This is a genomic window from Pseudomonas sp. S3_G06, assembly GCF_054667565.1.
On the sequence record NZ_CP162738.1, the window covers coordinates 4,550,201 to 4,574,414 of the forward strand.

General features: G+C 59.9%; 17 protein-coding genes and 2 tRNA genes. 5 read left to right on the plus strand and 14 right to left on the minus strand.

Features of this window, described 5'->3' with window-relative positions; translation table 11 throughout:
• The first annotated feature begins 23 nt into the window (after positions 1-23).
• The gene (locus AB4N47_RS20360; protein ID WP_460154324.1) at positions 24-4,664 is read left to right on the plus strand and encodes an NEL-type E3 ubiquitin ligase domain-containing protein; all 4,641 of its coding nucleotides are present in this window, start codon (positions 24-26) and stop codon (positions 4,662-4,664) included.
• Positions 4,665-4,702: 38 nt separating this feature from the next.
• Here AB4N47_RS20360 and dnaB read toward each other — a convergent pair whose 3' ends face one another.
• From dnaB to rnr, 7 genes are all read right to left on the minus strand, one after another.
• Entirely contained in the window at positions 4,703-6,100 is a 1,398-nt protein-coding gene (gene dnaB / locus AB4N47_RS20365; protein WP_016771936.1) for a replicative DNA helicase, read from the minus strand.
• A 119-nt stretch (positions 6,101-6,219) separates the two neighbouring features.
• Positions 6,220-6,666, minus strand: a complete 447-nt coding sequence (rplI, locus tag AB4N47_RS20370) for a 50S ribosomal protein L9 (protein WP_003221136.1) — start codon at positions 6,664-6,666, stop codon at positions 6,220-6,222.
• 18 nt (positions 6,667-6,684) lie between these two features.
• Positions 6,685-7,578, minus strand: a complete 894-nt coding sequence (locus tag AB4N47_RS20375) for a hypothetical protein (RefSeq protein ID WP_122508589.1) — start codon at positions 7,576-7,578, stop codon at positions 6,685-6,687.
• 36 nt (positions 7,579-7,614) lie between these two features.
• Positions 7,615-7,845: a 30S ribosomal protein S18 gene (rpsR, locus tag AB4N47_RS20380; protein ID WP_002551829.1), complete on the minus strand. Its 231-nt coding sequence runs from the start codon at positions 7,843-7,845 to the stop codon at positions 7,615-7,617.
• A 29-nt stretch (positions 7,846-7,874) separates the two neighbouring features.
• Entirely contained in the window at positions 7,875-8,297 is a 423-nt protein-coding gene (rpsF, locus tag AB4N47_RS20385; RefSeq protein ID WP_341638486.1) for a 30S ribosomal protein S6, read from the minus strand.
• 296 nt (positions 8,298-8,593) lie between these two features.
• The gene (gene rlmB / locus AB4N47_RS20390) at positions 8,594-9,361 is read right to left on the minus strand and encodes a 23S rRNA (guanosine(2251)-2'-O)-methyltransferase RlmB (protein WP_095180954.1); all 768 of its coding nucleotides are present in this window, start codon (positions 9,359-9,361) and stop codon (positions 8,594-8,596) included.
• Complete coding sequence (gene rnr / locus AB4N47_RS20395; RefSeq protein WP_073471681.1) at positions 9,358-11,988, minus strand: ribonuclease R; 2,631 nt, start codon at positions 11,986-11,988, stop codon at positions 9,358-9,360. Before rnr ends, rlmB begins: the two co-directional genes overlap by 4 nt.
• A gap of 225 nt (positions 11,989-12,213) precedes the next feature.
• Here rnr and AB4N47_RS20400 point away from each other — a divergent pair.
• The 4 genes from AB4N47_RS20400 to AB4N47_RS20415 all read left to right on the plus strand — a co-directional run bounded on the left by AB4N47_RS20400 (position 12,214) and on the right by AB4N47_RS20415 (position 15,443).
• Positions 12,214-12,300: transfer RNA gene (locus AB4N47_RS20400), tRNA-Leu, on the plus strand.
• 180 nt (positions 12,301-12,480) lie between these two features.
• Positions 12,481-12,567: transfer RNA gene (locus tag AB4N47_RS20405), tRNA-Leu, on the plus strand.
• A gap of 300 nt (positions 12,568-12,867) precedes the next feature.
• Positions 12,868-13,878: an extracellular solute-binding protein gene (locus AB4N47_RS20410; RefSeq protein ID WP_341638485.1), complete on the plus strand. Its 1,011-nt coding sequence runs from the start codon at positions 12,868-12,870 to the stop codon at positions 13,876-13,878.
• Complete coding sequence (locus AB4N47_RS20415) at positions 13,878-15,443, plus strand: ABC transporter permease (protein ID WP_341638484.1); 1,566 nt, start codon at positions 13,878-13,880, stop codon at positions 15,441-15,443. Before AB4N47_RS20410 ends, AB4N47_RS20415 begins: the two co-directional genes overlap by 1 nt.
• A 90-nt stretch (positions 15,444-15,533) precedes the next feature.
• Here AB4N47_RS20415 and AB4N47_RS20420 read toward each other — a convergent pair whose 3' ends face one another.
• The 7 genes from AB4N47_RS20420 to hfq form a co-directional block, all read right to left on the minus strand.
• Positions 15,534-17,468: a methyl-accepting chemotaxis protein gene (locus tag AB4N47_RS20420; protein WP_110602740.1), complete on the minus strand. Its 1,935-nt coding sequence runs from the start codon at positions 17,466-17,468 to the stop codon at positions 15,534-15,536.
• 139 nt (positions 17,469-17,607) lie between these two features.
• Positions 17,608-18,897 carry an adenylosuccinate synthase gene (locus AB4N47_RS20425; RefSeq protein WP_016771943.1) on the minus strand — a complete coding sequence of 430 codons (1,290 nt, stop codon included), beginning with the start codon at positions 18,895-18,897 and terminating at the stop codon, positions 17,608-17,610.
• 54 nt (positions 18,898-18,951) lie between these two features.
• Positions 18,952-20,139, minus strand: coding sequence for an ATP phosphoribosyltransferase regulatory subunit (locus AB4N47_RS20430; RefSeq protein WP_016771944.1), 1,188 nt, complete (start codon positions 20,137-20,139; stop codon positions 18,952-18,954).
• Between the two features lie 312 nt (positions 20,140-20,451).
• Positions 20,452-21,321, minus strand: a complete 870-nt coding sequence (gene hflC, locus AB4N47_RS20435) for a protease modulator HflC (protein ID WP_016771945.1) — start codon at positions 21,319-21,321, stop codon at positions 20,452-20,454.
• Positions 21,321-22,487: an FtsH protease activity modulator HflK gene (hflK, locus tag AB4N47_RS20440; protein WP_024011368.1), complete on the minus strand. Its 1,167-nt coding sequence runs from the start codon at positions 22,485-22,487 to the stop codon at positions 21,321-21,323. Before hflK ends, hflC begins: the two co-directional genes overlap by 1 nt.
• A 96-nt stretch (positions 22,488-22,583) precedes the next feature.
• The gene (gene hflX, locus AB4N47_RS20445) at positions 22,584-23,885 is read right to left on the minus strand and encodes a ribosome rescue GTPase HflX (RefSeq protein ID WP_016771946.1); all 1,302 of its coding nucleotides are present in this window, start codon (positions 23,883-23,885) and stop codon (positions 22,584-22,586) included.
• Positions 23,886-23,897: 12 nt separating this feature from the next.
• The gene (gene hfq / locus AB4N47_RS20450; protein ID WP_016771947.1) at positions 23,898-24,164 is read right to left on the minus strand and encodes an RNA chaperone Hfq; all 267 of its coding nucleotides are present in this window, start codon (positions 24,162-24,164) and stop codon (positions 23,898-23,900) included.
• Positions 24,165-24,214: the final 50 nt, after the last annotated feature.

The following is a 24,214-nucleotide window of genomic DNA, read 5'->3' on the forward strand; positions in this document are numbered from 1 at the left end:
AACGACTACAAGGAATGTAAGACATGCGCAGCAAAACGCCGCACCCAGTTACTCCCCCCGGTAATTTTCATCTTCGACCGGATACTTCCACAGATACGATTGCGCAGCGTCCCATCCTCACGCCGCGCCCCGGTCTTGACCAAACCGCGTTGAGCGGCCCGCACTTGCGCGCAAACCGGCGCATGGACAGCAACGATCCTGATGCGATCATCCCGGCCCCGAATGTCACAGTACATGCGGCTGCATCAGTGCCGGAGACCGTGGTCAACGCTGGCCACCGTTTCGAACATTACCGCGTCGCTGCAGCAACCGGCTTGCCTGACGCCGACGCCGAAGGCCTGAGGACATTCAAGGGTCGTCACTACGTGGAAATGGCCGACGGCGGCTTCGTGCAGGTGCGCAAGGACGCGCAGAGCGGCCTCTGGCGCGCCGGGCTGGCGAGCGAATCCACGCCCTCCGGACCGCTGATGCTGCACGATTCCGAGAATGGGCGATGGCATGCGCTGGAATTTTCGCCGCCAGGCACCTTCTCTTTATCGGTGGCACGTCTGCAAGCGTTCCGCACGCCGCTCGACTTCAGCACCAGCTCACCCGACAGCGACGGGCTGCACCGCCATGACGGCAAACTTTATGCAGTGATCGATGATCACGGCTATCAGGTCTTGCACGACCCCGATGCGTCGACGCCTCTGGCCGAGGTGATGCGCATCGTTCGCCCGCAAGATCCTGTCGCCGCCGACGTCGACAACATCTATAGCGCGACGCGCCTGGGAAGATCAGAGCCTGTGGTGTTCGATGCCCATCAGGGCTGGCAAGGCATCGTAGTCGGCGGAGCCGGCGGAATGCAGCGCGGCAGTCCCGACCAACCGGCTTCACCGGGGCTGCGGGAACGGCTCAACACCGCGATCAACCGGCTGCGCACACCACAATCGCGACTGCGACAACTTTACCCCTCTCTGGACAGCGAGCAGATCCGCACGCTGCTGAGCCCCCACAGCGGCGATGTACAAGGCTTCTTGACCCGCGTCGAGACTGAATACAAGACCTTGAAGCTGGAACTCGCGACCTGGCTGAAAACCAGTGCGCTGGCCGGCGGGGCGGTCCATCCCTCGGTGGAGCGCGCCGCGCAAGAGATCAAGCGTTGCTGGAAACGGCAGACGGGAACAACGCTGCAACTGGATCTTGGCGACGCAGGCATTGTTCCGCTGTCCGCAGATTTCAGCCATGTACGTACGCTGCACTTGCAGGCGGTGGCATGGTCGGCGGGATCCGAAACTTTTCTCACCGGGTTCACAGCCCTTGAACGCTTGAAAATCAACGCTTCGGCGCTCGATAAACCGCCGGCGAACCTCACGCAGATGCCCGGCCTCAAGGAATTGGACCTGCGAGCGAACCGCATTGAACTGAGCGAGCAAACCGCCGGCGAGCTGGCTTCGCTCAGCCAACTGGAAAACCTTGATCTGTCTGACAACCCGCTGGGCAAAACCCTGGATTTCAGCGGCATGCTCCAGCTCAAGACCGTGAATCTGCGCAACACCGGGCTGGATGAATGGCCAACCGGGCTGCGAGATCAGCTAGCGATAGAGTCGCTCGATCTGCGCAATAACCGATTGCGTGAAATTCCGCAGACAGTCATCAGCCCGGCGAGTGATCAATTGCTCGCCATTGCCAACATCAACCGCATCACCCTGATCGAAGGCAACCCCTTTGCCAGCGGCTACTGGCGCCGGCTGGAACTGTACTGGCAGCGGGTAACGGCCGAATACCCGGCACTGATCACCAGCGCACGCACAGATGCATTCCGGATTGATGGCGACATCCCCGAAGTCGCTATGCTGCTGCAGATGTATCCGGACAAAACGCCACAAACTGCCCGGGAGTACCTGATTGGCCTGGGGGATGGCGCAGAAGCCACCGTCAGCCAGCGTTTCGAAGAGTTCAAGGCGCTCGATGCGCAACTGCTGGCCTACGTCGCCGAGAGCCAGCCGGGAACATCCAGCGTCGCCGGGCGGGAAAAGGCTCGGGCAGAACACATTGCCCGGATCATCAAGGACTGCTGGCTTCAGGAGTCGACGGGCCTCACGCTGCCACCATTGCACGGACCGCTACCACCACTGACTGCCGACTTCAGTCGGTTGAAGTTGCTCTCCCTCGATAGCGTTGTCTGGTCCGACTCTGCCGACACGTTCCTGTCGCGGTTGCCGAATCTGGAAAACTTGACGATCAGCCACTCCGGCCTGGAAAAATTGCCCGCAGGCATCACGGCGATGAGCCGGCTCGCCCATGTGAATCTGTCGTCAAACCGAATAAAACTCGATAAAAACAGCGCAGGTGCATTGAGCGCACTGCACCTGCTGGTCACCGTCAAGCTGTCCGATAATCCACTCTTGGTATTGCCCGATTTCAGCGCGATGTCCGGGTTGCAGACGCTGGAGTTGAGGAACACCGGAATAAGCGAGTGGCCTCTCGGGCTGGCTGACAAGTCCACTTTGACCGGCCTCGACCTCAGCAACAATAAACTGCGCAACGTTCCCGATGCGCATGTCAACCCGCCTGCCGATCAATTGGCCGTGGTCGCGCGGATCAACAACCACACGCTGCTTGAAGGCAACGACTTCCCTTCGCCTTACTGGAGAAAGTTCGACGGCTACTGGCGAAGACTCAACGAACTGCATCCGGAGTTGATGACTCCGGCCCACCCCGCTGCATTCGATAGTGAGAACTCGCGCGCGCAACGCTACCGAAAACTTTTTCCTGGCAAAAGCATCAAGGAATGCCGGGAATTTATCTGGAACCATGACAAGGGCACTGTCGCGACCAGATTGTTGGAGCTTGAGCAGGATTTCGCCGTGTTGAACAACCAGTTGAATAACTGGGTATTTTCCGGAGGCAGCAATCCCGTGCGCTATATTCGCGCCAATCAATTGCAGACCAACACGCAAACCCGCAATGAGCGCATCGAGGCACGGGACCGGATCATCAGTTGCTGGCGACGTGAAACGCCGCAGAAACATGCCTTTGACGGCACGCCAATAGGTCTGGAACTGGATCTGAGTGGCCTGACGTTGCCGACCCTGCCGGATCTGAGCAGCGACTTCAGCCATGTCGGCTCGCTGAAACTCAACAACATGAATCTCACCGAATCCCCGGAAGGATTCCTGACCCGCTTCCGCCATTTGCGCTGGCTGAACATGGCCAACAATCGACTCAGGGATCTTCCGCCGGCCATCGGCGAAATGCACGGAATGACCCGTTTGTTTTTGCAGGGCAATCAACTCGAACTCACCGCCGAGACCGCGCAGATACTGGCCGGGAGAACGACCCTCAGGGCCTTGTGGATACACGACAATCCGCACTTGAACGTGAGCCCGGATTTCAGCGCGATCACCGATATGCGCGAGGTCGACATGTCAAACACCGGCATCGAAAGCTGGCCCACCGGACTGTACGATCAGCCCCTGCTGGGCAAGATCCATCTGAACAACAACCGAATCACGAGGCTGCCCGACTTTGTCGTCGCACCGGCAGCGGATCGCCTGACGCATTCAATTCAAGTCAACAGCGGCACTCAGATAAGCAATAACCCCCTGAGCGCATACACTCGGGAACGCCTGGCCGGCTACAGTGAGCGGCTGCGCCACTCCGCAACATCGCTTTACAATCCTCTGAACCTGCTGACCACTTCTGCCCCGGCAGCCCGCCCACAGCCGGCGCTAATGAACGCTGCGTCGGCCTATCCGCAGTTGACCGTCGGTATGACGGCAACCGAGGCGACGAAGCGCACCGCGCAGCTGGACAGACTGAAAGCACAGGACGGCTCGGATGGCTTTTTCAACATCATTTCCAGACTCGGCCACCACGCCGATTTCCGCCGACAGGTCTGGGACGTGGTTGATGCCATCAGCGAGAACAACGTGCAATCACGCGCTCTGCGCAGAGATATTTTTGATCGCGCCTGCGAAGCCGGCTGCACTGACCTTGCCGCCGCCACATTTACTGACCTGCAAGTGTTGGCCATGACGCATACGGCCAGGGTGCAGGCGAAGCAAGACGGGGATGGCACTCGACTGGTGGATTTGTCCAGAGGTCTGTTCAGGCTCAGACAGGTCGACGAACTGGCCGCAGCAGACATCGCTGCGAGCAGGGCAATCGCCAACGATCCACAGGCTTCTGCGAGTGAGCGCAATACCCATCGCCTGCGCTTGCGCGATCCTCATGAAATGACCATGGCTTACCGCTTTGGCCTCAAGGATCAGCTGCAATTGCCGTTTCAGCCACAGTCACTGTCCTTTATCGGCATGGCCGGCGTCACACCGCCCATGCTGGAAGTCGCCTACCGTAAAGTCATCGCCTTGAACAACTCCCCCGAAGAGTTTCAGGCTCTGGTGTCGATGGATTTCTGGCAGGACTTCATCACGCACAAATATTCGTCCCGGTTCGACGCCGCGCGTCAACCCTATCAACAGAGGCAGGCGGCACTGGATGAGCACGTTGCGAAAAAATTACTGACCCAGGCTGAATACGACGCGCAAACCAATGACGTCACGGCACAGTTGGCCATTAGCGAAGCGACGCTCATCCAGTCACTGACGCGCGAGGAAATTCGCCCCGGTGAGGCAGTTGAAAAACCTGCCAGCAGCGAGACGGCAGTTTCGGCCGATTGAAGCAGGCCACGACAGCAGCCGGATGATCCGGCCTGCTGTCATTCGTCGTCGTCGAAGTTGTAACTGCCCGGTGCGAGGTTTTCGAAGCGCGTGTATTTACCGATGAACGCCAGCCGAATGAAACCGATCGGGCCGTTACGCTGCTTGCCGATGATGATTTCGGCGATGCCCTTGTGCTCGGTTTCCGGGTGATACACCTCGTCGCGGTAAACGAACATGATTACGTCGGCGTCCTGCTCGATCGCTCCGGATTCCCGCAAGTCGGAGTTCACCGGGCGTTTGTTCGGGCGCTGTTCGAGGGAACGGTTGAGCTGCGACAGCGCCACTACCGGACAGTTGAACTCCTTGGCCAGGGCTTTCAGGGATCGCGAGATCTCGGAAATCTCGTTGGTGCGGTTGTCACCGCTGGACCCGGGAATCTGCATCAGTTGCAGGTAGTCGATCATGATCAGGCCGACATCGCCGTGCTCACGCACCAGACGACGAGTGCGCGCGCGCATTTCCGAAGGACTGATGCCGGCGGTGTCATCGATGAACAGTTTGCGGTCGTTGAGCAGATTGACCGCCGACGTCAGGCGCGGCCAGTCGTCGTCTTCGAGTTGGCCCGAACGCACTTTGGTCTGATCGATTCGGCCGAGCGAAGACAGCATACGCATGATCAGCGATTCGCCTGGCATCTCGAGGGAGTAAACCAGGACAGCCTTCTCGCTGCGCAACACGGCGTTTTCCACCAGGTTCATCGCGAAGGTGGTTTTACCCATCGAAGGTCGGCCGGCGACAATGATCAGGTCGGACGGCTGCAAGCCGCTGGTCTTCTCGTCGAGGTCGGTGTAACCCGTAGACAGACCGGTGATCGCGTCGGCGGTGTTGAACAACGTGTCGATGCGGTCGATGGCCTTGGTCAGCAGCTCATTGACGCCGACCGGGCCGCCGGTCTTGGGCCGCGCTTCGGCGATCTGGAAGATCTGCCGTTCGGCTTCGTCGAGGATTTCTTCAGCGGTGCGACCTTCCGGGTTGAAGGCGCTGTCGGCAATCTCGGTGCTGATGCCGATCAATTGGCGCAACGTCGCCCGCTGGCGGACGATCTGCGCATAGGCCTTGATGTTGGCGACCGACGGCGTATTTTTTGCCAGTTCGCCAAGGTAGCCGAGGCCGCCGACTTGCGACGTCTGGCCTTCCTTGTCCAATTGCTCGGCAAGGGTAACGACGTCGATCGGCGAGTTCTGATCGGCCAGTTTGGCGATCGCACGGAAAATCAGACGGTGGTCATGTCGATAGAAATCGCCATCGGAGACTTGATCAAGCACGCGTTCCCAGGCGTTGTTGTCCAGCATCAGACCACCGAGTACAGCCTGTTCAGCCTCGATGGAATGCGGCGGCACCTTCAGGGCAGCGGTTTGCAGATCGTATTGCTCGGGAGCGGAGATATCGTTCATGGCCACTTGAGTATTAGTGAAAAGCAGGGGATTCAGAAAGACAAAGGGCACGACCTGTAAACAGGATCGTGCCCGATGTTAACCGCCTGACGGACAAGCCGCCAGCCGATCCGTGTTGCTTAAGCTGCTACCACGACAACGCGTACGGTGGCTTCAACTTCGGCGTGCAGGTGCACGGCCACGTCGAATTCACCCACGTTGCGGATGGTGCCGTTCGGCAGACGAACTTCGCTCTTCTGCACTTCAACGCCGGAGGCGGTCAGTGCGTCAGCGATGTCGTGAGTACCGATCGAACCGAACAGCTTGCCTTCGTCGCCAGCGGTGGCAGTGATGGTCACTTCCAGCTCGGCCAGTTGGGCAGCACGGCTTTCAGCCGATGCCTTACGGTCTGCGGCGGCTTTTTCCAGCTCGGCGCGACGCTCTTCGAACGCAGCCAGGTTGGCAGCGGTCGCAGCGGTAGCCTTGCCGAAAGGCAGCAGGTAGTTACGGCCGTAACCGGCCTTAACGTTTACTTTGTCGCCCAGGTTGCCCAGGTTGGCGATTTTTTCCAGAAGGATCAGTTGCATGTGAAAATCCTCTAACTTTTAACCTTCACCGTTCGCGCTGTCGGTGTCTTTCGACACGTGACGACCGCGAAAATCAATCAGGCTGTCGACAATGGCCAGAACCACGAGCAACGGATAGATCAGCTGCATGAACAACAGCAGCGTGACGTACAACCCCACCAGCCAGAAACCGGCCAGTCGCTTCTGCCCGACCAGCCCGTGAATCAGGGCCAGCCCGGCGAACACCAGCGGTACACTGCACAACGGCGTCAACATGGCCATCTGTGCGCCGAGATTCGGGCCCAGAAGCATCAACGCCAGCAGTAACATCGCCGGCCCCAGCGGGATGCGGATGGCGCGAAACTCGCGACCGAAACCACCCGGGTTGTACAACAACGCCTGCCAATGCCGCCCGACAATCAGGCTCAGCACGCTGACGATCTGCAACAAGGCCGCAATCAGTCCGGTCAGGACCGGTGCAATCAGGGACGCGAAACGCGCTTGCTCATCAACCGACAATTGCTTGTAGGTCTCACCAAGAAGCGCCGGCATGACCTTTATGAGGGCCTGCGCGAGCATCTCGATCTGGGCCGCAAACGCGACCCCGAGCACCACTGAAAACACCACTCCGATCACTACGCTGACCAGCAGCGTGCGGACCCAGGATTCGCTTGCGCGCAAAACCAACGCAAGCACCGCAGAGCCCAGCAGCACCAGAAGTGCCCGTGGGTCATCGGCATACAGCCACCAGATCAAGGCCGGCAGCAGTCCCAGCGACAGAACGCCCAGGGCGTCCGTCAATCCGCGCCGCAGCAGCACAAGGCTCCCGGCGGCAGCACCCAACCAATACAACAACGGCAATGTTGCACATCCGGCCACCACGAGAGTGGCCTGCATTCGGCCTCGCATGATGAACTCAGCTAAGGCGCGCATGCATTCAATCCTTTGCTACTTGTCGACTGCCCGGTCTCAGCGGCCGTGGCTGTCGGTGTAGGCCAGCAGGGCCAGGAAGCGGGCGCGCTTGATAGCGGTGGCCAGCTGACGCTGATAACGAGCTTTGGTACCGGTGATGCGGCTTGGAACGATTTTGCCGGTCTCGGATACGTAGGCTTTCAGAGTGTTGAGATCTTTGTAATCGATCTCTTTCACGTCTTCAGCGGTGAAGCGGCAGAATTTACGACGACGGAAGAAACGTGCCATTTGATAGGCTCCTTAATAAGGTCCGTGGATTACTCGTCAGCGCTATCGCTGTTGTCGCTGTCATCACTGTCGGTGCCTTCGGCGCCTTCGTGCTCAGGACGGTCGCGACGCTCACGGCGCTCACTGCGGTTTTCTTCAGCCTTGAGCATCTCGGACTGGCCGGTAACGGCTTCGTCGCGACGGATGACCAGGTTACGGATCACTGCATCGTTGTAGCGGAAGTTGTCTTCCAGCTCGGCCAGGGCCTTGCCAGTGCATTCAACGTTCAGCATCACGTAGTGAGCCTTGTGAACATTGTTGATTGCGTAGGCCAGTTGACGACGGCCCCAATCTTCCAGACGGTGGATTTTGCCGCCGTCTTCTTCGATCAGCTTGGTGTAACGCTCAACCATGCCGCCGACTTGCTCGCTCTGATCCGGGTGGACCAGAAAGATGATTTCGTAATGACGCATGAATGCTCCTTACGGGTTGTAGCCTGCCGCTCAAAAACGGTCAGACAAGGAGTGAATGACACTTATGGACTTGCTGGCGCGGGGCACATGCGTGCCTGCCGTCACAGCAAGGGGCGCAATTGTAGAGAAGGGACTGCGGGGGCGCAAGGCAATTGGTGAATATTTGAACAACCACCGGGCGACCCGTGTAGGAGCTGCCGAAGGCTGCGATCTTTTGACTTTGATTTTTTCAAAGCAAGATCAAAAGATCGCAGCCTCGTTTCACTCGACAGCTCCTACAGGGGATTTGCAGCAGGTCAGGACTTCTTCGCAGTAGCCTTGGCCTTCGCACCGCGCTGGCGCTGCGCTTCGAACAGGCACACGCCGGTGGCGACCGAGACGTTGAGGCTGCTGACACTACCGGCCATCGGCAGGTTCACCAGATAGTCGCAATGCTCGCGGGTCAGGCGGCGCATGCCTTTGCCTTCGGCGCCCATGATCAGGATGGTCGGGCCGGTGAGGTCCTGGTCATAAATGCTGACCTCGGCTTCACCTGCGGTGCCTACTACCCACAAACCGCGCTGCTGGAGTTTTTCCAAAGTGCGCGCCAGGTTGGTCACGGCCACCAGCGGAATCACTTCCGCTGCGCCGCAGGCGACTTTACGCACCACCGGAGTCAGCGTGGCCGACTTGTCCTTCGGCACGATCACCGCCAGCGCACCGGCCGCATCGGCCGAGCGCAGGCAGGCGCCGAGGTTGTGCGGATCGGTCACACCGTCGAGCACCAGCAACAGCGGCGCGCCTTCGGTGCGATCAAGCAACTCGTCGAGCATCGCTTCGCCCCAGACCTGGCTCGGGCTGACTTCCGCGACCACGCCCTGATGCACGCCTTCAACCCAGGCGTCCATTTCGCGGCGCTCGGCCTGGCCGACCTGAACACGGTTTTCATTGGCCAGCTCGACCAGCGTCTGCACGCGCGGATCGTTGCGGCTTTCCGCCAACCAGATCTGCTTGACGCGTTTGGGGTGGTGACGCAGCAACGCTTCTACCGCGTGAACGCCGTAGATTTTTTCCAACTGACTCATGACTTCGCCTTCGGTTTACGCGCCCCGCCACTTTTGGCTGGAGCGGAACCCGCTTTGGGCGGGCCCTTACGGTGTTTGCTCGGCTTGGCTGGCTTGCCGTCGGTCGCCCTGTCAGGCGCCGACCGCCCGGTCTTTCCCCCGGACGCCGCTTTACCACCGTTTTTCGCATCGGCCAGCAAGGCCTTCTTCAATTCACGGCTTTTGCGCAGCTCGGCGTTTTTCGCCACGGCGTCGCTCGGGCGATAGGCTTCGGCAACCTTTTCCTTGGCCGGACGACGGCTGGCGGTTTTCGCTGGAGCCTTTTCTTCCGCAGCCCTGGCAGCAGGCGCAGCGGTTTCGGTGCCACGTTTCTTGCGACCGATCGGCGCGCTGATGGTTTTTTCCGCCATCTCGAAGTCGATCTTGCGCTCGTCGAGGTCGACGCGCATGACGCGTACTTCAACGGTGTCGCCAAGACGGAAACTGCGACCGGTGCGCTCGCCCGCCAAGCGGTGGTGCACAGGATCAAAGTGGTAGTAATCACCCGGCAGTGCGGTGACGTGCACCAGGCCTTCGACGTAGATGTCGGTCAGTTCGACAAACAGGCCGAACCCGGTCACGGCGGTAATCACGCCCGGGAACGACTCGCCGACGCGATCCTTCATGAACTCGCACTTGAGCCAGTTCACCACGTCGCGGGTCGCTTCGTCGGCACGGCGCTCGCTCATCGAGCACTGCTCGCCGAGCTGCTCCAGCGCCGCTTCGTCGTAAGGATAGATGCGCGCTTTCGGAATGGTCATCGCACCGGCACGACGAACGTGCGGGGTGTCCTGTTTCGAATGGATCACGCTGCGGATCGCGCGGTGCGTGAGCAGGTCCGGATAACGACGGATCGGCGAGGTGAAGTGGGTATAGGCTTCGTAATTCAGGCCGAAGTGGCCGTCGTTTTCAGCGCTGTACACCGCCTGACTCAACGAACGCAGCATCACAGTCTGGATCAGGTGGAAATCCGGACGATCCTTGATGCTCGCGAGCAAAGCCTGATAATCCTTCGGCGACGGACCGTCCTTGCCTTTGTGCAGGGACAGGCCGAGCTCACCGAGGAACGCGCGCAGTTTTTCCAGACGCTCTGGCGGCGGACCGGCGTGAACACGATACAGCGCAGGAATTTCGTGCTTCTTGAGGAATTCGGCAGTGGCCACGTTGGCCGCCAGCATGCATTCCTCGATCAGCTTGTGCGCATCGTTGCGCACGGTCGGACGGATTTCGGCGATCTTGCGCTCGGAGCCGAAGATGATCCGGGTTTCCTGGGTTTCGAAATCGATCGCGCCACGCACGTGACGGGCGGCCAGCAATACCTTGTACAACGCGTAGAGCTGCTTGAGGTGCGGGACGACGTCGGTGTACTCGCCACGCAATTTGCGCGCTTCGGTAGCCTTCGGCGTTTCCAGCATCGCGCTGACCTTGTTATAGGTCAGACGAGCGTGGGAATGGATCACCGCCTCATAGAAGCAGTAGTCGGTCATTTCGCCGGACTTGGAGATGGTCATCTCGCAAACCATGGCCAGACGATCGACTTGCGGGTTCAGCGAGCACAGGCCGTTGGACAGTTGCTCGGGCAGCATCGGAATCACGCGCTCGGGGAAATACACCGAGTTGCCGCGAACCTGAGCTTCGTTGTCCAGCGCCGAGCCGATCTTCACGTAACTGGAAACGTCGGCAATCGCCACGTACAACTTCCAGCCACCGGAGAACAGGCGCAGCTTGCCCGGTTTGGCTTCGCAGTAGACCGCGTCATCGAAGTCGCGGGCGTCTTCACCATCGATGGTGACGAACGGCAGATGGCGCAAGTCGATGCGCTTCTCTTTGTCTTTTTCTTCAACTTCCGGCTTGAGCTTGGCGGCTTCTTTCACAACCGCTTCAGGCCAGACGTGCGGAATGTCGTAAGTGCGCAGGGCAACGTCGATTTCCATGCCCGGCGCCATGTAGTTGCCGACCACTTCGACCACATCGCCTTGCGGCTGGAAGCGCGGCGTTGGCCAGTGGGTGATTTTCACCTCGACGAACTGACCGATCTGCGCGTTGGCGTTGCGCCCCGGCGTCACCAGCACTTCCTGCTGGATCTTCGGATTGTCGGCAACCACGAAACCGATGCCGCCTTCTTCGAAGTAGCGACCGACGATGGTTTCGTGAGCGCGGGACACCACTTCGACGATCACACCTTCACGGCGACCACGACGGTCGAGACCGGAAACCCGGGCCAGCGCACGGTCACCATCGAACACCAGACGCATTTGCGCCGGGCTCATGAACAGGTCGTCGCTGCCGTCGTCCGGCACCAGGAAGCCGAAACCGTCACGGTGACCGCTGATGCGGCCGAGGATCAGGTCGAGCTTGTCGACCGGCGCGTAAGTGCCACGGCGGGTGTAGATCAGTTGAGCGTCGCGCTCCATGGCTCTTAAGCGGCGGCGCAGGGCCTCGATCTGGTCTTCTGTGGTCAGACCAAACTCTTCGACCAGTTGCTCGCGGGCAGCAGGCGAACCCCGATCGGCGAGGTGCGCCAGGATCAGTTCGCGGCTGGGAATAGGGTTTTCGTATTTTTCCGCTTCACGAGCGGCCTCGGGATCGAGGGACTGCCAATCGGCCATTAGAGAGTTTTCACCTTGTCTATATGCGGGTTAGTTTGGCATAGGCGCCGGGAAACGGGAAATTTCCGCTTCTATAAGGCTGTGCAAGGCCTTGTATCGACGCTCCGACACCGTTTTGAACGCCGCTGGTAAAAAAATTCAGTTTTTTCTGCGGCAGGGGTTTACAGTTAAAAAGACGCTCCGTATAGTGCGCGCCATCGACGACGCACAAGCGCTTTCGATGATGCCCAGGTGGTGAAATTGGTAGACACGCCAGCTTCAGGTGCTGGTGACCTTACGGTCGTGGAAGTTCGAGTCTTCTCCTGGGCACCAATTTCGAGTTTGAGACTAGATCAGTTTCAACACTCACACAAAACCCGCGAAAGCGGGTTTTTTGCATTTGCGGTAAAGCTTTTGCTCACACTGATTTATTAAAACCAAATCAGGGGTTTACAGATCAAAAAGGCCTCCGTATAGTGCGCCACATCAACAGCGGCAACGCTTGCGATGATTGCCCAGATGGTGAAATTGGTAGACACGCCAGCTTCAGGTGCTGGTGACCTTACGGTCGTGGAAGTTCGAGTCTTCTTCTGGGCACCAATTCAAATTCAAGGTTCAGGCCTTGGATTTCACAAAAACCCGCGAAAGCGGGTTTTTGCGTTTCTGGCTTCCTGAATTCCCGCAGGTCTTGAAGGAGCGTGTAGGAGCTGACGAGTGCAACGAGGCTGCGATCTTTTGATCTTGCTTTTGACCCCCTACCGTTTAACAGCAAGATCAAAAAGATCGCAGCCTTCGGCAACTCCTACACAATCACCAGTCGCCCCACAAGGCGCACTTGAGAAACAATATCGTTTATCATTGTTGCAAGTTTTTGCAATGCGACAGTGAGGAACCCTGCGAATGACGTTTCGAAATACCCTGCGCCGAGGCCTGACCTTCACCCTACTCGGCCTGGCGCTCGCCACTCCCCTCACCCAGGCTGCCGATGCGGTTTCCCTGACTCTCTACAACGGCCAGCACAAGGAAGTCGGCGACGCGATTGCCAAGGCTTTCGAAGCCAAGACCGGCATCCACGTCAACGTGCGCAAAGGCAGCAGCAACCAGCTCGCGAGCCAGATCATCGAAGAAGGCGACCGCTCGCCCGCCGATGTGATCTACACCGAAGAGTCGCCGCCGCTGAACAACCTCGGCGAACAGGGTCTGCTGGCCAAGGCCGATGACGCCACCCTAACGGTTTTGCCGGAAAAATACGTCGCCGCCAACGGTACCTGGATCGGCGTTACCGCGCGCGTGCGCGTGGTCGCGTTCAATCCGAAACTGATCGATGAAAAAGACCTGCCGAAATCGGTGATGGAATTCTCCGAGCCGCAGTGGCAAGGCAAGGTCGGCTTCGTGCCGACCAGTGGCGCCTTCCAGGAACAGGCAGTAGCAATCATCAAGCTGCACGGTCGTGACGCCGCCGAAGAATGGCTGACCGGCCTGCGCGCGTTCGGCAAGACCTACAGCAACAACATGGTCGCACTCAAAGCTGTGGAAAACGGCGAAGTCGCTACCGTACTGGTGAACAACTACTACTGGTTCGCCCTGCAACGCGAGAAAGGCAAGCTCGACTCCAAGCTGCATTATTTCACCGGCGGCGACGCTGGCGGCTTGATCACCGTGTCCAGCGCTGCCGTGCTGAAATCCAGCAAACATCCAAAAGAAGCCCAGCAATTCCTCGCCTTCATGGCCAGCGAAGAAGGTCAGCGCGTGATCACTCAGACCACCGCCGAATACCCGCTGCATAAAGGCATGGAATCGGATCGCGGCCTCAAGCCGTTCAGCGAACTGGAAGCGCCGAACGTCACTCCGGCGGATCTGGGCAACGCTGAAGAAGCGCTGGAACTGGAACGCGAAGTTGGCCTGAACTGATGGCAGCATCGTTATCGGCCCCCGCCGCGCGCGGGGGTTACGTGCCACGACGCAAACGGCCGTCAATCTGGCTGGTGCTGCCGGTATTGCTACTGGTGGTCATGAGCCTGCTGCCACTGGCCTATGTCGGACTGAAAGCCTGGCAGGCCGGCTGGGCCGAGGCGCTGCATTTGCTGTGGCGCCCGTATGTGTTCGGCCTGTTGCGCAACACCTTGGCACTGATGGTCGGCGTGACGGTTACCTGCGCCGTGATAGGTCTGTCGCTGGCGTGGCTGCTGGAGCGCAGCAATCTGCCGGGGCGGCGCCTGTGGGGCGTGATCTTGTGCCTGCCGTTTGCGGTGCCGGCTTTTGTCAGCAGCTTCACCTGGGTCTCGCTCAGCGCGCAATTCGAAGGCCTCGGCGGGGCGATTCTGGTGATGAGCCTGTCGAAGTATCCGCTGATCTTCCTGCCAGTTGCGGCGACCCTGCGCAATCTCGATCCCTCCCTCGAAGAATCCGCCCGCACGTTGGGACAGAATCGCTGGGGCGTATTTTTCCGCGTCACCCTGCCGCTGCTGTGGCCATCGCTGCTGGCCGGTTCGCTGCTGATTGCCCTGCACATGCTGGTGGAATTCGGCGCGCTGTCGATCATCGGCTTGCAAACCTTCACCACGGCGATCTACCAGCAATTCGAACTGGAATTCAGCAATGCCAACGCCGCGATGCTTTCGGCGGTGTTGCTGGCGCTGTGTCTGCTGCTGTTGTGGCTGGAGCTGCGCGTGCGTGGCAAGGGCCGGCATGTGCGCACCGGCCAGGGCGCGGCGCGGCAAGCTGAACAGGTAAAGCTTGGACCGTGGGCGGCGCTTGGTCAGTTGTATTGCCTGTTGCTGGCGATTATCGGCAGCGGCATTCCGTTGGGGATGTTGGCGTATTGGCTGGCGGTCGGCTCATCGGCGGCGTTCCCGGTAGCGGCGATCACCGAGGCGCTGCTGTCATCGCTGGCATTGTCATTGGGCGGCGCGGCGTTGTGTCTGGTTTTGGCAGTGCCGGTCGGGTTGCTGGTGGTGCGCTATAAAGGCCGATTGGCAATCTGGGCCGAACGCCTGCCTTATCTGTTGCACGCGCTGCCGGGGCTGGTGATTGCGTTGACGCTGGTGTATTTCGCCCTGCATTACGTGCCAGTGCTGTATCAGACGTCGGGCTTGCTGCTGATCGCCTATGCGCTGCTGCTCCTGCCATTGGCGCAGGCGCCGATCCGTACTGCGCTGAACAAGGCTGCACCGCAGCTGGAAGAAGCGGCGCGGACATTAGGCGCATCGTCGTTCACCGCGTTTTGCCGGGTGACCTTGCCGATCATTTTCCCGGCACTGGGCGCAGCGTTTGCGCTGGTATTTCTTGATGCGATGAAGGAATTGACGGCAACGTTGCTGCTTAGCCCAACCGGACTCAATACATTGGCGACCGAAGTCTGGGCGCATACGGCGAATGTCGAGTTTGCCGCGGCGGCGCCTTATGCGGCGTTGTTGATTGTGGTCTCCGGGTTGCCGGTTTATCTGCTGACGACACGGATGTATCTGAGCCGCTGATACCGTATTCGCGAGCAGGCTCGCTCTCACAATGGGTTGAGTTTCCCTGTGGGAGCGAGCCTGCTCGCGAAGAGGCCAGCCCGGATACCACTAAGCGCGGAACTGCCCCAGGCTGGCTTTCAATTGCGCCGCCAGACCATCCAGCACCTTGCCACTGGCCGTGGTCTCCACCACTGCCTGCGCCGCTTTCTCGGCCTGCGCATGAATCGTTTCGACGCGCCCACGCACTGCCTGTGCACCCTGCGCCTGATGCGCTGCTGCTTGCGTCGCCAGTCCGATCGCCGCATGCACCTGCTCGACCGAAGCCTGCACCGACTGCTGCAACCGCGCACTGTCGCGCAAGACCAGCAAACCTTCGCTGGCCTGCCGTCCGGCCTGACCAATCGCCTCGACTGCCTCACGTGCGCCCTGCTGCAGAGCGACGATGTGCGCTTGGATATCACCCGTCGAGCTCTGCGTTTTGCTCGCCAGTGCACGCACTTCATCCGCCACCACGGCAAACCCACGCCCGGTCTCACCGGCGCGCGCCGCCTCGATCGCAGCGTTCAATGCCAGCAGGTTGGTCTGCTCGGCGATGCCGTGAATCACCGTCAACACCACCTCGATCTGCTCGCTCTGCTGCGCCAGTCGCTCGATAACCTTCGCCCCGGTATCGACCTGCCCGGCCAGCGCTTCGATCAGGCTGCCAACTTTCGCCGAAGTCCGGGTGTTCTCATCGGTGGCCTGACGAATATCGACAACCTGCTTCAGCGCCGCCTGCATTGCCTGGCTTTCCGACTGCGCCTCGTCTGCCATTTGCGACAGCGCGCGAAGGCTTTCTGCAACTTCATCGCGCTGCATTCCGGCAGCCGCATCGGCGCCAGCGTTGCGCAAGGTCATCGCGCCGATTTCCACGCCAGTGCGCTGAGCGACATCACCGGCCTCGCGCACGATCGGCTGCAATTTATCCACAAAGCGATTGACCGCTGAGGCCATGTCGCCGATTTCATCCTTGCTGTTGATCTGCACTCGCTTGGTCAGATCGCCCTCGCCTGCGGCCAGATCGTCCATCGCCGCATTGAGCATTTTCAGACGATTGACCACACGATGACCGAGCACCACGGCCAGCAACAGCAGCACGCCACAACCGACCAGTGCCAGGCCAAGGCCGATACGCCAGCGCAGTGTCGCGGCAGCGTCTTGAACGGTTTGCGCAGTGTTGGCTTTCATTTCGCCAGCGGTGCCCTGCGCCGATTGCAGGCGCGCCTGCATCGCCTTGGCACTGTCCGCCGCTGCGCCTTTGAGGCTGTCACCGACCAATTGATCGCTGCTGGCAATCAGCGCCAGGAAGCGCTTGTCGAGCTCGGCGAGATCGGTTTCCACCGAGGCCGTGGACACACCCATCAGCACTTTGCCGATCTCCACGCCATTGGGATTGATCGAGGCTTCGAGGTAGTAAACCGAAGGATCGTTTTTCGCCGCATCCAACACCTTATCCAGCGCACGCTCGCCCTGACCTTTTTCCAGCAAGGCCTTGTTGATCGGGTTTTCACGGTTGAGGTAACGAGTCAAATGCTGGCCGGTGGCGTCGTCATACACCACGAACAGCACGTTGGGATTGCGCTGGGCGCGACGAGCGAACTCCGAGAGCGTCGGCACGTCGCTGTCCCACATGGCACGCGGCGCTACGGATGCAAGCAACTGCGCCATGTCGTTGGCCGAATCCTTCAGATCCTTTTCCAGCGTCGCCCGCAGTTGCGCCTGCTCTTCTTTGAGGCGTGCGGACAGGCCAGCCGTGAGGCGCTGACGAGTGCTGGCCGATAACGCATCAAGACTTGAAGTGACTTCACGCCCCGCCTGCTCCAGCTCACCGGAGAGTTTCTGGCTGTCGGCACCCAGGCGCACAGCCAGATCGGCTTCCAGCGCGGTCACCGTGCTCCGCGTCAGGGCAACCGCCACCAACACCTGCACCAAAAGGGCGATACCAAGGGTAACGAACACCGGCCGCAACAAACGGCTTTGTAACAGTGAGAGAACGGCTGACACTTTAAATCCCTCTACTTCTGACGCCATTAATTTGATGGCACTCTTGTAGGCAGATTCACAGCAAAGGTCATGCCGTCCAACAGGCATAAACGACAAAGGCCCCGATTAAGGGGCCTTTGTTTTTTACATCAACAACTTATCAAGCGAACGGATGACGCAGCACGATGGTTTCGTTGCGGTCCGGGCCCGTCGAAATAATGTCGATCGGCGCGCCGATCAACTCTTCAACGCGTTTGATGTAGGCACGAGCATTGGCCGGCAGCTCTTCCAGGGTCTTGGCGCCCACGGTCGATTCGCTCCAGCCCGGTACTTCTTCGTACACCGGCTGCAGGCCGACGTAGCTGTCAGCATCGGTCGGGGCAACAGCATTGCCCTGCGCGTCCTTGTAGCCGACGCAGATGTTGATGGTTTCCAGACCGTCAAGCACGTCCAGCTTGGTCAGGCAGATGCCCGAGATGCTGTTCACGTCGATAGCGCGACGCAGGATGACGGCGTCAAACCAGCCGCAGCGACGGGCACGGCCGGTGGTAGCGCCGAACTCGTGACCCTGCTTGGCCAGGTGCGCACCGACTTCGTCAAACAGCTCGGTCGGGAACGGGCCGGAACCGACGCGAGTGGTGTAGGCCTTGGTGATGCCCAGGATGTAGTCGAGGAACATCGGACCCACGCCCGAACCGGTCGCCACGCCACCAGCGGTGGTGTTGGAGCTGGTCACGTACGGGTAGGTGCCGTGGTCGATGTCGAGCAACGAACCTTGCGCGCCTTCGAACATGATGTCCTTGCCGGCACGACGCAGGTCGTGCAGCTCGGCAGTCACGTCGAGCATCAGCGGCTTGAGCAGCTCAGCGTATTCCTTGCACTCGGCCAGGGTCTTTTCGAATTCGATGGCTGGCTCTTTGTAGTAACCGACCAGCATGAAGTTGTGGTAATCCACCAGTTCACGCAGCTTGTCTTCGAAGCGTGGCATGTTCAGCAGGTCGCCGACACGCAGGCCACGACGGGCAACCTTGTCTTCGTAAGCCGGGCCGATGCCGCGACCGGTGGTACCGATCTTCAGCTCGCCACGGGCCTTTTCACGGGCCTGGTCCAGCGCGACGTGGAAGGACAGGATCAGCGGGCAGGACGGGCTGATACGCAGGCGCTCGCGCACCGGTACGCCTTTCTCTTCCAGCTTGGTGATCTCGCGCAGCAGGGCGTCAGGTGCAACCACCACGCCGTTGCCGATCAGGCATTGCACGCCTTCGCGCAGCACGCCCGACGGAATCAGGTGCAAGACGGTTTTCTCGCCGTCGATCACCAGCGTGTGACCCGCGTTGTGGCCACCCTGGTAGCGCACTACGGCGGCAGCATGTTCGGTCAGCAGATCAACGATCTTGCCTTTGCCCTCATCACCCCACTGGGTGCCCAGGACTACGACATTCTTACCCATAACACTTGTCCTCATTCGCGCAAACTTGGTGCCGGCGATGGCCGGCAGGAAAACTCAAGAAGCCAGTGGCGATACTTGCCAAAGCCCGTTCTGCTGAATCAATTGCCGGTCGCAGTCCGCATCACGGGCGGCGGCCAAAGGTTGTCCAGGCAAGGCCTGAACGACACGCTGACCCTCACTGCGCAACTGGCAAACCTGCTGCCAGAGTGCCGCATCCGTACTGTCAGGCATCCAGATACCGCCAGACGGTAGCTCGATCTCAGCACGCCCCAGGGTCACCAGGGTTTTCAAATCGGTAGAGAAACCAGTCGCCGGACGGGCGCGACCGAAGTCGGCACCGATGTCATCGTAACGACCGCCCTGAGCGATGGACTGGCCAACGCCCGGCACGAACACCGCGAACACCACACCGGTGTGGTAGTGGTAGCCGCGCAACTCGCCGAGGTCGAAATACAGCGGCAGCTGCGGGAAGCGCACGGAAAGACGCTCGGCGATCGCCAGCAGATCTTCCAGCGCCGCCAGCACCGGCGCCGGCGCATTGGCCAGACGCTCGCGCGCAGCGCTCAACACTTCACGGCCGCCACACAGATCAACCAGTGCGCGCAGCATGCCCGACAGATCGGCCGGCAGGCCTTCGGTCAGGGTAATCACTTCATCGATGGCCTTGCGCTGCAGGGCATCGAACAACTGCTGCTCGACTTCACCGGACAGACCAGCGGCACGCGCCAGACCACGGTAGATGCCGACATGGCCGAGGTCCATGTGCACGTCCGGCACATCGGCCAGTTGCAGCATGGCCAGCATCAGGCTGATGACTTCGACATCGCTGCTCGGGCTGGCGTCGCCGTACAGCTCGGCGCCCAGCTGGATCGGGCTGCGCGAGGACGACAATGCACGCGGCTGAGCATGCAGGACGCTGCCGGCGTAGCACAGACGGCTCGGGCCTTCGCGACGCAGGGTGTGCGCATCGATGCGCGCCACTTGCGGCGTGATGTCGGCGCGGAAACCCATCTGCCGGCCCGATTGCGGGTCGATGACCTTGAAGGTACGCAGATCCAGGTCCTGGCCCGCGCCGGTCAGCAGGGATTCCAGGTACTCGATATGGGGAGTCACGACGAACTCGTAACCCCAGCTCTGGAACAGATCCAACACCTGACGACGCGCGACTTCAATGCGCGCCGCCTCCGGTGGCAGTACTTCTTCGATGCCATCTGGCAGCAGCCAGCGGTCTACCGTTGCCATTACGCCATTCCCCTTTGATCCGGGCGGCCAGCACTAGGCGAGCCTTGAGTGAAGCAGAAAATGACCGGGGCGTTCAAAACGCACGCGCATGAACGACGCAGCGAAAGGCCGGCTGGCGGCTTCGCCCATCACTTTCCTCGAAAAACGCCCGGGCTATTCAAACCCGATGTCTGCAACAAAAACAGCAATCAAACGTGCAGACGCAAAAAAGCCGGGAATTTCCCGGCTGCCGCATCATACACACGTTTTCCGAAAGGATCACCCCGCCCGAGGTTTTAGCCGCCGGGCGGACTGATTCAGGTCAACGTCGTATCAAGGTTTGGCTTTTTCCAGATAACGGAAGAAGTCGCTGCTTGGGTCGAGGACCAGGACGTCGGATTTGTTCGCGAAGCTTTCACGGTAGGCACGCAGGCTACGGTAGAAACCGTAGAACTCCTGGTCCTGGCCGTAGGCCTTGGAGTAGATCGCAGCAGCCTGGGCGTCACCGTCACCGCGAACCTCTTCGGATTCACGATAGGCTTCAGCCAGCAGCACGCGGCGTTGACGATCGGCGTCGGCACGGATGCCTTCGGCCAGCTCGTTACCCTTGGCGCGGTGCTCGCGAGCTTCACGCTCACGCTCGGTGCTCATACGTTCGAACACACTGCGGTTCACTTCCTTCGGCAGATCGATGGCCTTGACCCGGACATCGACCACTTCGATACCCAGCTCTTTTTCCGCCATCTTGTTCAGCGACGCAGTGATGTCAGCCATCAGCGCATCACGCTCACCCGACACCACTTCGTGCAGGGTGCGCTTGCCGAACTGGTCACGCAGGCCCGATTCGAGACGACGGGACAAACGCTCGTCGGCGATCTGCTTCAGACCCGAAGTCGCGGTGTAGAAGCGCTCGGCATCTTTCACCCGCCACTTGGCGTAGGCATCGACCATCACGGCTTTCTTTTCCAGAGTCAGGAAGCGCTGCGTCGGTGCATCGAGCGTCAGCAGACGCGCGTCGAATTTGCGCACCTGGTTGACGTAAGGCACCTTCACATGCAGACCCGGCTGGACATCGGCCTGAACCACACGACCGAATTGCAGCAGCACCGCGCGCTCGGTCTGAGCGACGATATAGAAGCAATTCCAGCCCACCAGTACCACAACGACGCCAACGATCAGGGCGATCAGCGATTTATTGCTCATCAGCGGGTCTCCCTTGTACGCGTCTGCGGCACGTCGGTGACATGCGGCGTGACGTCCGTGTTGTTGCTGGCGGCCGAACCGGTCACCGGTGCATTACCCGAACTGTTCTGGATCATCTTGTCCAACGGCAGGTAGAGCAGATTGCTCTGGCCGTTCTTGTTGCCGGTCACGAGGACCTTGCTGGTATTGCTGAAGACTTCCTGCATGGTGTCCAGGTACAGACGCTCGCGGGTGACTTCAGGTGCCTTGCGATACTCGGCGACCAGTTTGGTAAAGCGATCGGCCTCACCCTTGGCGCGCGAGATGGTCTCGTCGCGGTAACCGTTGGCATCTTCGATGATGCGCTGGGCCTGACCACGGGCTTCCGGCACCACGCCGTTGGCATAGGTCTCGGCCTGGTTGCGCGAACGCTGCTCGTCTTCACGGGCGCGGATCACGTCATCGAAGGCTTCCTGTACTTCACGCGGTGCCGCTGCGCTCTGTACGTTGACCTGGGTGACGGTGATACCGGTGCGATAGGTATCGAGGAAACGTTGCAGACGCTCCTTGATTTCGCTGGCCATCAATTCACGACCTTCGGTCAGCACCTGGTCCATGGCGGTGGAACCGACCACGTGACGCAGCGCACTTTCAGTCGCGTGCTGCAGGCTGATTTCCGGCTGATCGACGTTCAGCACGAAGTCCTGCAGGTTGCTGATCTTGTACTGCACGGTCAGCGGCACTTCGACGATGTTCTCGTCTTCAGTCAACATCTGGCCCTGCTTGGTGTACGCACGCTCACGCGTCACGTTCTCCATGTACTTTTTGTCGATCGGCGGGAAGTAGATGTTCAGACCCGGGCCGACAGTCTCGTAGTACTTGCCGAAGCGCAGCACCACGGCTTGCTCCTGCTCGTCCACCACGTAGACCGCGCTGTACAGCCAGACAGCCGCGAGCACGACCAGGCCGATGCCGAGCAGACCGCCGAAGCCGCCACTGCTGCGCCCCGACCCGCCGCCGTCATCACCGCGTTTCTTACCACCACCGAACAACCCGTTCAGGCTTTCCTGCAGCTTTCGGAAGGCCTCGTCGAGATCCGGTGGCCCCTTGCGGTCGCCGTTATTGCGGCGCTTGCCACCCCAGGGATCCTGATTATTCGAGTTGCCACCCGGCTCATTCCAAGCCATAGCGCTCTCCATCTGATAAAGCAAAGACGCACCCACGGCGCGCCGACCAATGCTACAGAATGCCTGCCGTTGCGGCACAACCGCTTTGTCAGGCTTTTATTGCAAAGTGTGTTGCTCGATGAATTCCATCGGCTGCAATCCTTCGCGGCTTACCAATCGATTCAACTCGATCCGGGGCAAACGAACGGCCAGCAGGCTGACACCTTCTTCATCGTATTCTTCTTTCTGCACCGCACCGAGTTCGAAGAACTGCGCACGCAGTCGAGCGAAGCGTTGCGGCAAGCGCAAGGTACCGACGAACAGATCACTGCCGAGCAACTCGGCGATGGCCTGTTCAAGCAATTCCAGACCGCTGCCATCACGCGCCGAGAGCCAGACCCGTTGCGGCTTGCCATCGGCATCGCGCTGGATCTGCGGCTCGACGCCTTCGAGCAAATCGAGTTTGTTATAGACCTCGAGGATCGGCAAGTCCTGGGCACCAATCTCGCCCAGCACCACCATCACCTGCTCGATCTGCAACATGCGATCCGGTTCGGCCGCATCGATCACGTGCAGCAGCAGGTCGGAATTGCTCGACTCTTCGAGCGTAGACCGAAATGCCTCGACCAGCTTGTGTGGCAGGTGACGAATGAAGCCCACGGTATCGGCGAGGACGATCGGACCGAGGTCGTCAAGCTCCAGCCGGCGCAGGGTCGGGTCGAGTGTGGCGAACAGTTGATCGGCCGCGTACACCTCGGACTTCGTCACGTTGTTGAAGAGTGTCGATTTGCCCGCGTTGGTGTAGCCCACCAGCGAAACGGTAGGAATGTCCGCACGGGATCGGCCACGGCGCGACTGCTCGCGCTGACTGCGCACCTTCTCCAGCCGCCCCTTGATCTGACGCAGGCGAACCCGCAGCAGACGGCGGTCGGTTTCCAGCTGGGTTTCACCCGGGCCGCGCATACCGATACCGCCACCCTGACGTTCAAGGTGAGTCCAGCCGCGAACCAGCCGCGTGCTCATGTGGTCAAGCTGGGCCAGTTCGACCTGCAGCTTGCCCTCATGGGTGCGTGCGCGTTGGGCGAAAATATCGAGAATCAGCCCGGTGCGGTCGATCACGCGACATTCGAAAACACGTTCGAGGTTGCGTTCCTGACTGGGCGTGAGGATGTGATTGAAAATCACCAGATCGGCTTCTTCAGCCTTGACCAGGTCGCGCAGTTCCTCGACCTTGCCGCTGCCGATCAGATATTTGGCGGTTGGCCGATGACGCGGCACGTTAAAAAACGCGACGGTCTCGGCGCCAGCCGAATTTGCCAACTCCTGAAACTCCTGCGGATCTTCGCGCGCCTCAGGGTCCTGTCCATCCAAGTGAACGAGGATGACTCGTTCACCACCACCGTGGCGCTCAAAGAACAAAGGAGACTCCTATCAGGCGTTACCCGGCGCTGCATCGGCATCGCCCTGTTCGTTTTCGGTTGCGCTAGGCAGACGAATTGGACGAACCGGCACGACGGTCGAGATAGCGTGTTTGTAGACCATCTGGCTTACGGTGTTTTTCAGCAGGATCACGAACTGGTCGAACGACTCGATCGTCCCTTGCAGCTTGATACCGTTGACCAGGTAGATGGAAACCCCGACTTTCTCTTTACGTAAAGTGTTCAGGTAAGGGTCTTGTAGCGAATGCCCTTTTGACATGTGCCGCACTCCTTTAAGGATTCAATAATAAAAACAGGTAAATTCAGATG

Excerpts from the sequence above, each read along its gene's own strand:
- AB4N47_RS20360 (WP_460154324.1), top strand. The coding sequence starts at position 24 with ATGCGCAGCAAAACGCCGCACCCAGTTACTCCCCCCGGTAATTTTCAT.
- dnaB (WP_016771936.1), bottom strand. The coding sequence starts at position 6,100 with ATGAACGATATCTCCGCTCCCGAGCAATACGATCTGCAAACCGCTGCC.
- rplI (WP_003221136.1), bottom strand. The coding sequence starts at position 6,666 with ATGCAACTGATCCTTCTGGAAAAAATCGCCAACCTGGGCAACCTGGGC.
- AB4N47_RS20375 (WP_122508589.1), bottom strand. The coding sequence starts at position 7,578 with ATGCGCGCCTTAGCTGAGTTCATCATGCGAGGCCGAATGCAGGCCACT.
- rpsR (WP_002551829.1), bottom strand. The coding sequence starts at position 7,845 with ATGGCACGTTTCTTCCGTCGTCGTAAATTCTGCCGCTTCACCGCTGAA.
- rpsF (WP_341638486.1), bottom strand. The coding sequence starts at position 8,297 with ATGCGTCATTACGAAATCATCTTTCTGGTCCACCCGGATCAGAGCGAG.
- rlmB (WP_095180954.1), bottom strand. The coding sequence starts at position 9,361 with ATGAGTCAGTTGGAAAAAATCTACGGCGTTCACGCGGTAGAAGCGTTG.
- rnr (WP_073471681.1), bottom strand. The coding sequence starts at position 11,988 with ATGGCCGATTGGCAGTCCCTCGATCCCGAGGCCGCTCGTGAAGCGGAA.
- AB4N47_RS20410 (WP_341638485.1), top strand. The coding sequence starts at position 12,868 with ATGACGTTTCGAAATACCCTGCGCCGAGGCCTGACCTTCACCCTACTC.
- AB4N47_RS20415 (WP_341638484.1), top strand. The coding sequence starts at position 13,878 with ATGGCAGCATCGTTATCGGCCCCCGCCGCGCGCGGGGGTTACGTGCCA.
- AB4N47_RS20425 (WP_016771943.1), bottom strand. The coding sequence starts at position 18,897 with ATGGGTAAGAATGTCGTAGTCCTGGGCACCCAGTGGGGTGATGAGGGC.
- AB4N47_RS20430 (WP_016771944.1), bottom strand. The coding sequence starts at position 20,139 with ATGGCAACGGTAGACCGCTGGCTGCTGCCAGATGGCATCGAAGAAGTA.
- hflC (WP_016771945.1), bottom strand. The coding sequence starts at position 21,321 with ATGAGCAATAAATCGCTGATCGCCCTGATCGTTGGCGTCGTTGTGGTA.
- hflK (WP_024011368.1), bottom strand. The coding sequence starts at position 22,487 with ATGGCTTGGAATGAGCCGGGTGGCAACTCGAATAATCAGGATCCCTGG.
- hfq (WP_016771947.1), bottom strand. The coding sequence starts at position 24,164 with ATGTCAAAAGGGCATTCGCTACAAGACCCTTACCTGAACACTTTACGT.